General features: G+C 55.6%; 13 protein-coding genes. 5 read left to right on the top strand and 8 right to left on the bottom strand.

Translation table 11 applies throughout. The features are described 5' to 3' along the window. Positions 1–67 precede the first annotated feature (67 nt). From AC01ZF_RS09995 to AC01ZF_RS09980, 4 genes are all read right to left on the bottom strand, one after another. Entirely contained in the window at positions 68–430 is a 363-nt protein-coding gene (locus AC01ZF_RS09995; RefSeq protein ID WP_424676471.1) for a hypothetical protein, read from the bottom strand. 135 nt (positions 431–565) lie between these two features. Next, positions 566–1,837, bottom strand: a complete 1,272-nt coding sequence (gene serS, locus AC01ZF_RS09990) for a serine--tRNA ligase (RefSeq protein ID WP_424676470.1) — start codon at positions 1,835–1,837, stop codon at positions 566–568. A gap of 95 nt (positions 1,838–1,932) precedes the next feature. Continuing rightward, entirely contained in the window at positions 1,933–2,430 is a 498-nt protein-coding gene (locus AC01ZF_RS09985; RefSeq protein WP_428111791.1) for an NUDIX hydrolase, read from the bottom strand. A gap of 91 nt (positions 2,431–2,521) precedes the next feature. Then, positions 2,522–3,013 (bottom strand): NUDIX domain-containing protein, encoded by a 492-nt coding sequence (locus AC01ZF_RS09980; RefSeq protein WP_424676468.1) that lies wholly within the window; start codon positions 3,011–3,013, stop codon positions 2,522–2,524. A gap of 294 nt (positions 3,014–3,307) precedes the next feature. Between AC01ZF_RS09980 and AC01ZF_RS09975 the strand changes: the two genes are divergently transcribed. From AC01ZF_RS09975 to AC01ZF_RS09955, 5 genes are all read left to right on the top strand, one after another. Further along, on the top strand, positions 3,308–4,474 hold the full coding sequence (locus AC01ZF_RS09975; protein WP_476575331.1) for an NEW3 domain-containing protein: 1,167 nt from the start codon (positions 3,308–3,310) through the stop codon (positions 4,472–4,474). 83 nt (positions 4,475–4,557) lie between these two features. Continuing rightward, positions 4,558–5,508 (top strand): ABC transporter ATP-binding protein, encoded by a 951-nt coding sequence (locus AC01ZF_RS09970; RefSeq protein ID WP_424676466.1) that lies wholly within the window; start codon positions 4,558–4,560, stop codon positions 5,506–5,508. Beyond that, positions 5,492–6,478, top strand: a complete 987-nt coding sequence (locus tag AC01ZF_RS09965) for an ABC transporter permease (RefSeq protein WP_424676465.1) — start codon at positions 5,492–5,494, stop codon at positions 6,476–6,478. Before AC01ZF_RS09970 ends, AC01ZF_RS09965 begins: the two co-directional genes overlap by 17 nt. A gap of 180 nt (positions 6,479–6,658) precedes the next feature. Next, positions 6,659–7,039 (top strand): fluoride efflux transporter CrcB, encoded by a 381-nt coding sequence (gene crcB / locus AC01ZF_RS09960; protein ID WP_424676474.1) that lies wholly within the window; start codon positions 6,659–6,661, stop codon positions 7,037–7,039. 40 nt (positions 7,040–7,079) lie between these two features. Beyond that, the gene (locus AC01ZF_RS09955; RefSeq protein WP_424676464.1) at positions 7,080–8,363 is read left to right on the top strand and encodes a DUF190 domain-containing protein; all 1,284 of its coding nucleotides are present in this window, start codon (positions 7,080–7,082) and stop codon (positions 8,361–8,363) included. A 62-nt stretch (positions 8,364–8,425) separates the two neighbouring features. Here AC01ZF_RS09955 and AC01ZF_RS09950 read toward each other — a convergent pair whose 3' ends face one another. The 4 genes from AC01ZF_RS09950 to AC01ZF_RS09935 all read right to left on the bottom strand — a co-directional run bounded on the left by AC01ZF_RS09950 (position 8,426) and on the right by AC01ZF_RS09935 (position 14,308). Next, complete coding sequence (locus tag AC01ZF_RS09950; RefSeq protein WP_424676463.1) at positions 8,426–10,930, bottom strand: ATP-dependent Clp protease ATP-binding subunit; 2,505 nt, start codon at positions 10,928–10,930, stop codon at positions 8,426–8,428. Positions 10,931–11,054: 124 nt separating this feature from the next. Next, positions 11,055–12,257 (bottom strand): 30S ribosomal protein S1, encoded by a 1,203-nt coding sequence (gene rpsA, locus AC01ZF_RS09945; RefSeq protein WP_424676462.1) that lies wholly within the window; start codon positions 12,255–12,257, stop codon positions 11,055–11,057. A 100-nt stretch (positions 12,258–12,357) separates the two neighbouring features. Then, positions 12,358–13,212 carry a DUF3329 domain-containing protein gene (locus AC01ZF_RS09940; RefSeq protein WP_424676461.1) on the bottom strand — a complete coding sequence of 285 codons (855 nt, stop codon included), beginning with the start codon at positions 13,210–13,212 and terminating at the stop codon, positions 12,358–12,360. 106 nt (positions 13,213–13,318) lie between these two features. Beyond that, positions 13,319–14,308: an MBL fold metallo-hydrolase gene (locus AC01ZF_RS09935; RefSeq protein ID WP_428132270.1), complete on the bottom strand. Its 990-nt coding sequence runs from the start codon at positions 14,306–14,308 to the stop codon at positions 13,319–13,321. Between the last annotated feature and the right edge of the window lie 5 nt (positions 14,309–14,313).

The raw sequence follows: 14,313 nt of genomic DNA, 5'->3' as shown, positions 1-14,313 counted from the left end.
TGCTCAGGATCAGAATCACACGACTGTCACGGCACGCTCGATACTAGCGACGCAGACAAGACCGGTGCTACATATCCTCGAACTGCTCGAGAAACGCTTCGAGCGCACCGTTAAAATAGACATGCACGACTTGGTTGAACGTGATCCGACTGACCGCGTCCCATACCTCATCAGGGTCACTACTGTAAGCGACCAGCATTGCCTGCTCAGGATGCTCTTCGTCTTCGCCGGGAGGGATGACGAGCGCGAGCCATCGGTTGGGGTGGCATTGTTCGATCAACGCGACCGGCTCAACCCGACCCCGTTCAACCATACCGGTATATGGGCAACCGCAGCCGCAATCCGGCCCACAACTCCTGTGGTCGCCGGTGCCGCAACTGGAGCTGGTGCCACCGTGAGACGCACTGGTGAGGTTAATAACAACCGGCATAAACTATTCCATAAAGGCACTTATAACGGTGAGAATATTATTACCCGATAATAAACCGCAAAAACTCTTACCATGGTAAACGTATCATCACTTGGTAAAGTGTACCACCTATTACATCTTCGCGCCTTTGCATTTTTAAGGTCCAATCCGTTCCATCCCACCCATATACGGGCGCAACACCTCAGGAATCAGAATACTGCCGTCTTCCTGCTGATAATTCTCCATAATCGCGATAATTGTGCGCGGTAATCCAAGGCCTGATCCATTCAGCGTATGGACAAACTCTGGCCTAGCACCCGGTTCGGGCCGGTAGCGTATATTGGCACGGCGAGCCTGAAACGCTTCGACGTTAGAGCATGAGCTGACTTCAAGCCACTCCCCCACGCCCGGTGCCCATACCTCAATATCGTAGGTCTTAGTTGAACCAAACCCGAGATCAGCCGTACAGAGCAGCTTAGTGCGAAACGGCAAACCGAGCAAGCGCGTACACTCTTCGGCATCACGCCGCAACTTCTCGAGCGCCTGATAACTCTCTTCCGGCTTCACAAACATGTACATCTCAACCTTATCAAATTGGTGACCGCGCTTGATCCCCCGCACATCACGCCCGGCACTCAACTGTTCTTTCCGAAAACAAGGCGTATAAGCGGCGTGGTAGATCGGCAACTGACTCGCCTCCAGAATCTCGTCGGCGTAGAGACTGGTCAGCGGCACTTCCGCCGTCGGCACCAGCCACAAACCCGACTCCTCATCGCGGTAGAGATTATCACGGAACTTTGGTAACTGTCCCGAAGCCAACAACACCGACTCTTTCACCACAAACGGTGTATAGACCTCTTGGTAACCCTGCTGCAAATGGAGATCGAGCAGCCACTGGATCACCGCACGTTGCAGCCGCGCACCGGCATCACGCATCACATAAAACCGCGATCCGGCCAACTTGACGCCCCGCTCGAAGTCGAGAATACCCAACGCTTCACCAAGCTCCCAGTGTGGGCGAGCAGGAAACGGCAGTTGACGCTCTTCTCCCTCTTGATAGACAACCACGTTATCGTGCTCATCAACGCCATCGGGGACATCAGGATGCGGGAGGTTGCGAATCTGCAACATTGCTGCCCGTTGCTGCTCTTCAACGGCGGCGAGTTGGCGATCGAGTTCAGCGATCTCATCACCCAATCGGCGCATTGCCTCAATCTTCGCCTGTCGCTCGGCTTGATCTTTCATTGCACCAATCTGCTTCGAGACCGCATTCCGCTCTGCTTTGCGCGTTTCAACTTCGTAAATCAGACGACGCCGTTGCTCATCGAAGGCTAGCACCTGATCGATGATTGCCCCGTCAACACCACAGCGAGCCAATTGGCGCTTTACTTCATCAGGCTGCTCGCGGATGAGTTTGATGTCAAGCATGGTTTTCTACCAATATTCAATGCGCAAGCGCGCAGCGGTTCGTGCTGTAGAGGCAATTATACCACGGTGTTGGATGGTATGTCCGCCGACAATCGTCACGATCCACGTACACGGCTGTAGCGCCACCCTACCGGTTGGCCGTTGGCGTAGGGCATCACGCCGTGGAATGGACGCGGATCATTGTCGAATACGAGCGGGAGAAAGTAACGGTCGCCGGGCCAGAGTGGCAGATCCGTGATCCGTACCAACGGTACCCACTCAAGGGTTCCTTCGACATTACGTGCCGGCGGCTCGCCTTCAAAACGGGTGATTAAGAAGATGAACGCAAACCAGTCTTCGCCGTTCTTACCAAAACCGGGCCAACTCACCGTCCCGCGCAAGGTGAGTTCGAGCGCAGTAATGCCGGCCTCTTCGCGCAATTCGCGCTGTATCCCGGCAACAATCTCTTCGTCACGTTCCAGTTTACCGCCGAGACCATTATACTTGCCCAAATGTTGATCATCGGGTCGCGCATTACGATGCACCATCAGCACCGATTGGCGATCGGGCGAGAGAACGTAACCAAGGGTAGCGAGAATTGGCGTGTAAGGCATAGTTGACCTCAATCACAAATGTACATAATCGCGTCACAGTCCACTCAGCGAACTATCAGGATTGATGAAGAGATTGACGGGTGTTGCTTACTTACCACGCCCGATAGAGATGATGCTCACCACGACGCACTTCCATAATTCGACGCATACTCCCAGCCTCAATACCGGTCGGGAGACAGTCAATGTGAAACCATTGGGCATCACAGATTTCGATGTCACCGCGGGGTGGTGACGGTGGACTATCGGCTATCGCCGTGAAGACGATAATGTAGTCACTCAGCCCATGGGCAAAATAGTGAAAAACGCCGTGTAAACCGGTAATCGTCACCGAACAGCCACTTTCCTCAAACGCCTCACGACGAGCGGCTTCTGCCGGCGCTTCGCCACGGTCAATCGCACCACCGGGTAAACCCCACGGTTTTTTCCCCCCGCGATGACGTACTAACAAGAACTCGTCACCATGTTGCACGATCACCCGCACCCCAAGCGCACGTGGGCGCAGGATTAACTGCACTACCCGGCGTAGGTGAAGGAAGAGGTTATAGGCGCCGGTGAGGGCAAATTCACGAAGTCCATGTAGCATGGTTACTGACGTATCTAGCATTCGTCCACATTATTGATAGCATAACAGATTTTGTTACCTGGTGACATCAGATCATTGTGTGATAATTTCCATTCGCATCACCATCGACGTGTTCTCGATTTCGGTTGTAGAATTGGCCTCGTAGCACCATGATAGGAATATCCATTAAGAACTTTCATAGACATTACTAACACAATACTAATCCTCTTCTAATCAACAAGGTCTATTTTCTCGGAATTGAGCGGATCTCCGCGACCGGCTACTCAGTCATCACAAAGGAAAGGGAGGTAGACGATGCGTGCCATTCGCACCATCAGTATACTCGTGCTCGTACTATTAATAATGGTAGGATTCACACCGGCATCAGCGCAAGAAAACCAACGCAACCTCTTCTTTTACACCCGCTACCCTGCCCAAGAAGCCACCATTGGTGACATCATCACCTTCAAACTAACCCTCGGTACCGATACAACCCCCCAGATCGTCCAGCTCGGTTTGCGAGAAGTACCACAAGGTTGGAATGTCACCTTCCGTGGTGATGGGCGGGTCATTTCTTCGGCATACGTTGAACCCAACAATAACGCCACGTTCGACTTGCGGATCGAGCCTCCGGCTGATGTAAAGGCTGGCTCGTACCGCATGGTCGCGGTAGCAAGCGGTGTAAGTCAAGAGGTCGCCCTTCCGATTGCTCTGACTCTCAAAGAGAAGAGTACCAATCCGGGTGGATTATCGTTCAAAGTTGATCTCCCCACCCTCCGCGGCTCACCCTCGACCACGTTCCGCTATAACGTCACCCTCAAGAACGAGAGTAGTGAAGAGGTACCGGTGAGCTTACTGGCCGAAGCACCGCGTGGGTTTCAAGTCGATTTCAAGTTATCAGGGCAGAGCATTACTAGCGTGCCATTCGGCCCCAACGAGTCGAAGAGCTTGAGTGTTGAGGTACAGCCGTTCAGTGATGTGCCCGCCGGTACCTATGAAATCGGCATTCTCGCACGTGGCAACGATTTGCAGGCTACTACCCGCCTTGTCGCCGATATTACCGGCCAACCCCAACTACTGCTCACCACTCCCGATGGCCGCTTGTCGGGTGAAGCCCGGATCGGTGAACAGACTGAAGTGAAGCTTATCGTGCGCAACACCGGTAGCGCACCAGCCCGCACTATTGAACTAAGCGCCTCACCACCCGTGGGTTGGACGGTTGAGTTTGAGCCGAAACAGATTCCTGAATTGGCCAATGGTCAGCAGATTGAAGTGAGCGCAAAGGTTCAGCCGTCGAATCAGGCTATCGCCGGTGATTATCTCGTAACCTTCACTGCACGTCCTACCGATGCGGCGGTTGCCACCAGTGAGTTCCGTTTCACCGTGCTGACCTCGACCATTTGGGGTCTGGTGGGAATCGCATTGATCGCAATCGCTGTGGTGGGCGTAGGTATGGCGGTCATGCGATTTGGTCGCCGGTAAACTTATCGTTCCATAGGGCGACGCACCGCCATGCGTCGCCCAGATGTGCATCACCACCGACAGACAATAACAGGAGTACACCTATGACCGACGTGGTGATTGAATGCCATGATTTGACGAAGCAATACGGTACGTTTACCGCCGTCGATCATCTGAACATGACCGTGCGCAAAGGCGAAATTTTCGGTCTGTTGGGTCCAAACGGTGCCGGTAAGACGACCACCATCTTAATGTTGCTCGGTCTCACCGAGCCGACGAGCGGTAGTGTGCGCGTGCTTGGGCTTGACCCGGCCCGTCAGCCGCTCAGTGTCAAGGCACGGGTTGGGTATTTGCCCGATCAGGTTGGTTTTTATGACAATCTGACAGCACGGGAAAACTTGAACTACATCGCCAAGCTGAACGGTTTTCGCGAGCCGGATATGAGCAAGCGGATTGCCGCTGCGCTTGAGCAGGTCGGACTGAGTCATGTCGCTGACCGGCGGGTCAAGACGTTTTCGCGCGGTATGCGTCAGCGTCTTGGTGTAGCCGAGGTGTTGATCAAGCAACCGCAGTTAATTATTATGGACGAGCCAACACTAGCGCTTGACCCAGAGGCCGTGCGCGAATTTCTCGATCTGATCCGTCAGCTTAAGGCGAGCGGCATCACCATCTTACTCTCGTCACACCTGTTGCAGCAGGTTCAGGCGATATGCGACCGTGTCGGCCTGTTCCACAAAGGACGGATGGTGCTCGAAGGCACTGTCAGCGAATTGGCCCAGCGCGTCCTCGGCGGTGCGTACCGGATTCACGTTGAAGCAGAGGGTGGTGACGCTGTCGCTGCTGCCTTGCGGTCGCTACCCGATGTCCTGAACGTTTCGGCTAACGGCACCCACTTCTACCATGTCGAAGCACGCACCGACGTGCGGGCCGAGATTGCTCGCAAAGTCATCGAAGCCGGTGGCCGTCTGCTCGGCCTGAGCGTTGATACACCCGGCCTCGATGAGGTTTATACTCGCTACTTCCAGAAAGGAGCTGCCTATGCAGCAAGCGCGTAGCCTAACGACCACCCGCCAACGCGAAGGGTCGCCATGGACAGGGCTGTGGGCGGTGGTGGCGAAAGAAATGGCCGATTACCTGACGAGCGCTCGCATGATGATTCTCGAGGCGTTGATCTTACTGACAGCCTTCGGTACCGTCTTTGCCGCCTCGCAGAATCTGCGCGCCGGGGTCAGTAGTAACGATACCTTTCTCTTCTTGCGTCTCTTTACCACGGCTCGCGATCCACTGCCGGCGTTCGTTGGGTTTCTTGGCTTGCTGGTGCCACTATTAGCGATTGCGTTGGCATTCGATTCGATCAATGGCGAGTTTAATCAACGCACCCTCTCGAAAGTACTCGCCCAGCCGATCTACCGCGATGCTTTGTTGTTAGGGAAGTTCTTAGCCGGACTCGGCACGTTGGCCTTAGTCCTCACCGCGATCTGGCTGCTCATCATTGGGATGGGCCTATTGCAATTGGGGGTTCCCCCCAGCAGTGAAGAGACGGTTCGCATGCTCTGGTTCCTGCTGATCACCATCTTCTACGGTGGGATTTGGTTGGCGCTGGCAATGCTGTTCTCGATCATCTTTCGCCAACCGGCCACGGCTGCGCTAGGCGCGATAGCCGTCTGGCTCTTTTTCACCGTCTTCTGGGGCATTATTGCCAGCTTACTAGCCCGCACGCTCCAACCGGTTCCACCGGGTGACACGCAGGCCCTGATCAACCAGATTCAGCTTGAACTCATGCTGACCCGGCTGTCGCCGAACACCCTCTTCTCCGAGGTGGCACTGGCAATGCTGAACCCAGGCGTCCGCGCGCTTGGGATTGTCTTACCGATCCAGTTGCACAATGCAATCGCCGGTACACCCCTCCCTGCCTCACAGAGTATTCTACTGACGTGGCCGCACGCCACCGGCCTGATCGCAGCCACAATTGTGTTGTTTGCCATCGGATACATCCTCTTCCAACGCCAAGAGGTGCGGGCCTAGGCAAAAAGCGTATTGTTCCGCCGACTCCCTTCGCCGTAGCCGGCGAAGGGAGTCGTTGTTACGCATACGCCACCACATAGAACCTTCCGCGCGATACCCCATTCTCATCAGTCCTCATTGTTGTACAATACTATTAGCTTTTGTTGGGTTCGATGTTACTGAAAGAACGAACAACCGATGATGAGCAATGTGCTAGCGATTGCCCTCGGAGCGGCGATTGGTGCTAATCTCCGCTATGGCATTGGTCTGTGGGCAGCTCAACGCCTCGGTACAACATGGCCGTATGGCACCTTTATCATCAATCTGTTAGGCTGTTTACTCATTGGATTATTGCTGACGCTGGCCGCTAACCGGCTGACACTCAGCGAACCGATACGACTAATGCTGGTGACGGGTTTACTCGGTGGTTTCACTACCTTCTCAACCTTCGGCTACGAGAGTGTGACACTCCTTAATAGTGGGAACTGGCTGGCGGCGCTCAGCTATGTTGGCGGAAGTGTCATTGGTGGCCTCATTGCGGTAATTATCGGTATCGGATTAGGGCGCTGGATCGGCGGATAGATAGATGGGTCAAGGTTCGTTTGTAATGAGGAGGTCACCGATGGAACAGGCCATGACCCAACAACTTTGGATTTATATTGATGAAGGTGACAGTTTGGAGGGGCGCACAATTGTGACGCGCATTGTCGAAACGCTACGCGCTGCCGGTGCGCCCGGCGTCACTGTTCTGCGCGGTGTAGGCGGCTATGGCACCCACGGTGTGTTTCACAGTGATCTGTTGGTGGACATTCCCAGTCGGTTACCGTTGGTGATTACGTGTATCGACCGCAGTGATCGGTTGCAACGATTATTGCCAAAACTGAGCGAACTGGTGCAAGAGGGTTTGATCGTGCTCTCGCCGGTGCAGGTGGTGAAAGTGGGTCGGCGAGCCGGTGGAGTATTACCGGCACACCTGACCGTTGCCGACGTAATGACCCATGACGTAGTGTCGGTGACGGTCGACACACCTGTAGGTGAGGTGGTGCGCCTGTTGATCGAACGTGGGTTACGCGCGATGCCGGTAATCGATACTGATCGCAAGGTAGTGGGGATTGTTACCGATGCCGATCTTCTCCAACGGGGTGTGATTCAGTTACCACTTCACTTGCAGCAACTCCTGCCGAATAATGATCGGGCAGCCCAACTAGCGGCAGCCGCATCTCGACCCGAACGGATCGGTGAGGTTATGACACCAAACCCGATCACAATCCCTGCAACTGCCTCATTAGCACAGGCGGCATTGGTTATGACCAAGAATGACCACAAACGGCTGCCGGTGGTTGATAACGAGGGGCGATTGGTAGGTATTGTTAGTCGGTCGGATCTGTTGCAGACGGTGGCGAACAATTTTGCGATCAGTCGTGAGACGCTGCCGGCAGAGCTTGTCACGGCAACAACGGTTGGCGAGGTGATGGCTCGCGATGTTCCGGTGGTAACGCCGGACACGTCACTGAGCGAGACGCTTGATCGGATACTCTCGACGCCACGGCGACGAGCAGTTGTTATCGATCAAGATCGGCGTGTGATCGGAATCGTGAGCGACGGCGACATTTTACGGCGAGCGATGCGCCCGGTATCACCGGGATTGCTGCAACGGTTTGCCATGTGGATCGGCGGTGGTGCGCGCTCGCCGGAATTGGCGTTGGCCCTCCAGAATCAGACGGCGGCTAACGTGATGACGAGTCCGGTCATCACCGTCACGCCGGACACGCCGATTACTGCTGCCATCGAGCAGATGATTGCTCACCGGATCAAGCGGCTGCCGGTGGTTGATGACCAAGGACGATTAGTGGGGATGGTAGGCAGAGCGGCACTGTTAGGAGCGTTAATCGGCAACAAACGGTAGGTTATCGCCCAACGGATGTGTCAACAGAGCGGCGGGTCGGTGACCCACCGCTCATTATGGACTTATGCCAGCGCCGGGCTTTCTTCCGTCTTCTCCTGATCGATCTCGCGTTGTGAGCGAAGGCGCAACTGATCCTCATAGACATCGACAATCACCGTATCCCCATCTTGGAACTGACCGGAGAGCAACCCTTCGGCCAGTGGGTCTTCGATCAGGTTGGTAATCACTCGCCGCAACGGGCGCGCACCGAAGGCCGGGTCATAGCCACGGCGAGCGAGGTATTCGAGCGCATCGGGCTGCACGACCAACTTGATCTGGTGCTCATCGAGCTGGGTCTGCACCCGCTTAAGCATCAGTTGAGTGATCGACTGAATCTCCTCTGTCGTGAGCGGATGGAAGATGATCGTAGCGTCGATTCGATTGAGGAACTCCGGTCGGAAGAGCATCCGCAACGCTTCATCAACCTTACGCCGCATATCGGCCTGATCGATCTCCGCCGCGTTCCCACCAAACCCAATCCGTGACGCTCGTCGGATGTGCTCGGTACCGACGTTACTGGTCATAATGATGATCGTATTGCGGAAATCAACCCGTCGGCCCTTGCCATCGGTCAGATGACCATCTTCGAGCACTTGCAACAAGAGGTTGAAAGCATCGGGATGGGCCTTCTCGATCTCGTCGAACAGCACCACGCTATAGGGCTTGCGACGCACCGCATCGGTCAACTGACCACCCTCACCGTAACCGATATAGCCGGGCGGCGAACCAACCAACCGCGAGGTGGTATGGCGCTCTTGGAACTCCGACATATCGATCTTGATCAGCGCCTCTTCGGTACCGAACATAAACTCGGCCAGCGCCTTGGCCAGCTCGGTCTTCCCGACGCCGGTGGGGCCGAGGAAGATAAAGCTCCCAATAGGTCGCTTGGGGTCCTTCAAACCGGCGCGGGCACGGCGCACTGCCTTCGAGATAGTGACAATCGCCTCGTGCTGACCAACAATCCGACTGTGGAGGAACTCCTCCATATGCATCAGGCGCTGCGTCTCGTTACCGGTGAGACGGGTAACGGGCACACCCGTCCACATCCCAACCACCTCAGCAATATCCTCTTCGGTCACATAAGGCCGGTCGTAGCGCTCATTGCCGCGCGTCCCCAGCTCGGCCTCAATCTCTTGGATACGGCTGAGCATCCGCTCTTCACGCTCACGCAGATTTTCGGCCAGCTCGTACTGATGATCTTCGAGGGCAGCCTCACGTTCCTTCCGCAGTGCCTCCAACCCACGCAGCGCATCACGCAAGCGTGGCGGCGTCGCCGAACGATACATCCGCACTCGTGAAGCAGCCTCATCGATAAGGTCAATCGCTTTATCCGGCAACTGGCGGTCGGGCACATAGCGAGCCGAGAGCACTGCTGCCGCCCGAATAGCCTCATCGCTAATCTGCAACTGATGGAAATCCTCGTAGCGCGACTTAATCCCGCGCAAAATCTGGATAGTATCCTCAATCGACGGCTCATCGACCATCACCGGCTGGAAACGGCGTTCGAGGGCTGCGTCACGCTCGATATACTTGCGATATTCATCGAGCGTCGTCGCACCGATCGTTTGCAACTCACCGCGCGAGAGAGCCGGCTTGAGGATATTGGCCGCATCGAGCGTCCCTTCGGCGCCACCGGCACCGATAATCGTGTGGAACTCGTCGATAAAAAGGATGCAGCGTGACTCTTTAATTTCATCAATCACACGCTTGAGACGCTCTTCAAACTGGCCACGATACTTGGTACCGGCGACCAGCGCACCCATATCGAGCGTCACCACCCGTTTACCTTTGATGCTATCGGGCACATCACCCTGCACGATACGCTGGGCCAAACCCTCAACAATCGCCGTCTTCCCAACACCAGGTTCACCGATCAGGGCCGGGTTATTCTTGGTACGGCGTGAGAGAATCTGGATTACGCGCTCAATTTCATGTTGGCGCCCAATAATCGGATCGAGCCGTCCCTGCTCGGCCATCTCAGTCAGATCGGTGCCAAGTGCATCAAGGTACGGCGTCTTCGACTGGCGCTGCGTCGTTGGTGTACCAGGAGCAGACACGCGCGCCTCACCGGTAGCGCCGGCAGTCCCGTGGCGTAAGGTGCGCATCACCTGATTCCGCACCTGTTCGAGTGAGACGCCGAGAATGTCGAGCACGCCGGTGGCAACACCTTCACCATTGCGCACCAGACCAAGCAACAAGTGCTCGGTACCGATATAGTGATGGTTCAGGCGATTGGCCTCTTCAATCGCGTATTTAATAACCTTTTGGGCGCGGGCCGTCAGTTCCTGATCGGTAACCAACGTACTCTCACCGGGGCCAACGATAAACTCAACCGCGCTTCGTGCCTGCGGCAGCTTCACCCCGAGTTCATCAAGCACACGGGCCGCAATCCCTTCGCTTTCACGAATCAGGCCCAGCAAAATATGCTCAGTGCCAATGTATGGATGATTGAACGCACGCGCCTCTTCGGCCGCTAACTGCAATACCTGCTTGGCACGCTTAGTGAATTTACTGTAGAGGTCTGACATACTCTTCTCCACCTGCTTGATTTGGAGGAAATGACTAACACGGCTCGACAGACCGGGGAGAACAACTTGTGTTCCGATAAAACCATCGTGCGCCAGAGCGCCATCGTGCGCAAGACGGTAGCGTTTAGCCAGCCTCCTCCGTTTCGGCGTCGCCCTCCGACGGCTCTTGTTGGAGCCGTAGACTCAACCCCATCCGCTTCCGTGCCGGATCGATGCGGATGATCCGTGCCTGCACAACTTGACCCTCGCTTAGCACGTCACGTGGGTGCTGAATACGCTCATCACCTATTTCTGAAACGTGGATCAGCCCTTCTACCCCATCTTCAATCCGTACAAAGGCGCCAAACGAGGCCAGTTGTGTAACTGTCCCTTCGACAATTTGCCCCAACTGATAGCGTTCGGCCACCCGTGTCCACGGCTCGCTTTGGGTCCGCTTGATCGATAGCGCGATCCGTTTGCGCTCGTGGTCAATGTTCAAGATGGACACTTTGACTTTATCACCCACCTTGAGCACTTCGCTCGGATGTTTGACGCGCGACCACGAGATCTCGGACAGATGCACCAACCCATCAGCGCCGCCGATATCGACGAAGACACCGAAATCGCAGACCGACGAGACCACTCCTTCGCGCACATCACCCTCTTGTAACGATGCGAGCAACTCGTCTTTCTTCGTCTCACGGGTTTCGACCAACGCCTGCCGCTCGGACAGGATCAGGCGGTTGCGGTTGCGGTTGATCTCAATCACTTTCAGCGGCAGCTCAACATTTACTAGCCGCGCCATTTCGGATTGCTTTTGCGCCTCCGAAGCACGGCTAACACTCGACACCTGCGACGCAGGGACAAACCCGCGCACACCATCGAGATCGACTAACAGGCCGCCCTTGTTGTAATTCTTGACGCGGGCGTAGATAATTTCGCCCCGCTCGTAATACTCTTGCAATGCGCGCCAGCTTTTTTCTTGCCGAGCTTTATCGATTGATAAAATCGCACGTCCTTCTTTGTCTTCCGATTGGACAACGAAAACGAGGATGGTATCGCCAACTTTGAGCGCAGCTCGATCGTCTTCACTGAGGGTCTGCATCTCCCGGCTAGGGACGACACCTTCGGCTTTGGCGCCTATGTCAACCAGGATTTCATCTCGGTCAATCCGCATGATCCGTCCATCAACGGTGTCACCGTGTTTGAGGTTACGGTAGGCATGGGCCGGATCGCTCAGTATCTGTTCCATCAGTGCCTGATCGCCACGCTCCATCAGATCGTTTAGATCAGGTTGGCGAACGTCCTCATTGTTTGTGTTATTCCCGGCATGCTTCAACTCTTCCATGAAAAATCCCTGCGCAGAAGCGGCGGCGCGCCATTCGACGGGGCTTGGTCGGAGTAATACGTAGCAATATTATACGCCGGGCTGATGTAAAACGCAAGGATTACGAAAGTATCTCATCGCTTGCGGCAGGACGCCGCCGGTATGTCGCGGTCGTGACTGGAACAATAGGAAGCGGCAGCAGAGCGATACTACGGAGCTGCATACCGGCTTCTTCAGTACATACGAGCGTTCCCGGTGAGCTTTCCACAACGAGTTGAGCCGTTTGGGTGATGATGTCGCCGGTGACGTAAAGACCGAGCAGGGGAACAATGGCGACCCGCCCATTGCCACTGCTCAGCGCAAACGGCGGTAGTGGTAAGCCGGCAGTCTTGGCGGTGGCTACAATGGTGGTGATCACGTTAACCGCACTGCGAATCGGGTCGGGTGTGGGGAGGAGGACACCCACGATAAGGAGCGCTACACCATCGTGCCACTGGACGAGTGCTCGCTGGTGGGCTGCCGATTCAGACAATATCTGTGTGCGCGCCCGCAGCTCAGCCAATGGATCGGTAAATGCTAACCGGCCCACCGCGACCACCGCAATCGGCGTGACTTTACCCTCAACCGGTGGAAGGATGGTGAGCGTTTCGAGTTGTTGGATAGCCGGTTGTGACGGTTGTAGGCGTTGGCGATGTTGTTCGGCACGCCATCGCTGTAACAATCGGTTCATTGCGTGGCACACTTCACCCCACGCGCCCACCCCGACTTCGAGTTTGGCTTCTAAGGAGCCGGATTGAAGACGGTTGGCCAGAGCACGCATCGCCCGCCCAAGACGATAGCGTTCCCACAGCAACAGCAAGACAGCAGCGCCCAGCGCTACGATTGACAACACCGGAGCGATTATGAGACTGATAATCGCTATGCTACAAAGTATGACAAGTAGCAAGAGAGTTGGTTCCGCTACCCAACGACCCATACATAGTACGCCTTGTATCCTTAACCATAACCGGCAACGCAAGCTGGTGCAGCTCGGCATAGTCGCAGCGTACCATGGGTGGGGAAGTATGCAGCTCAGACGTAGATTACAGATTGGCGAACGATGCTCTCGGCCGGTAACGTACCAATGCCTCGTCGTCGTAGCGTTCGAGCATGCCATCTGCAACCAGTAATTCGAGATGGGCAATTGTCTCGGCAATCGCAAAACGGGCTTCGTGTGGGGTGAAGCGCTCGACAGCGAAGACCCGTTGCGCAACGGTAAATGCCGTTTCGGCGCCATCCTGTACTGCCTGGAGCATAGCCTCAAGACGGTTTTGGTGGTGATGTTGCAATTCGGCAATTCGCTCCTGCCACGCAGTAATGGTCTTCCCATGACCGGGCAAGGCCAGATCGACATTGAGAGCCGCTAATTCCCGCAACGATGCGAGATACTTGCGTAACGGATCGGGGTCACTCTCCGGCCATACGCCAATATGCGGCGTGATCTTCTGCAAGACTTGGTCACCTACTAAGGCGAGCCGCTCGTCGGGAGCATAAAAGATGAGCTGGCCGTCGCTGTGACCAGGGGCATGAATGGCGAGAAAGCGCCGCTCGCCCATGGTCAGCCACGTACCGGCCGGTAGTGGAGTCAACGGAGGATGAGGACGAGTGCCGGTACGTAACCGCGCAATCGCACCGACCACTTGTTTCACCAGCTCGGCCGGCATACCATGGCGGAGAAAATGTCGTAAACTAGGATCATCATGGTCGGCGCGGTGGATCCATACCTCCTCGGCCAATGCAATCTCACGCAGGGCGAGAAGGACTCGTGCGCCAGAGCGTTCGTGGAGCCAACCGGCCATACCGAAGTGATCGGGATGAAAATGGGTGAGAACAATGGTATGAATCTGATGGGGAGCGATCCCTAATTCGGTAAACGCCGTCTGCCAACCGGTTTCGGCAGCCGGGGTGTGCAGACCGGTGTCGACCACCGTCCACCCTTGACTGTCTCGGAGCAAATAGACGTTAACATGGTTAAGGGCAAAGGGCAGAGGGAGGCGCAACTGGTACAGATTGGGAAGGAGAGCCGTAATCATACGAA

It is taken from the genome of Chloroflexus sp. (assembly GCF_056331925.1).
This window is presented reverse-complemented; position numbering and strand designations above follow the sequence as displayed.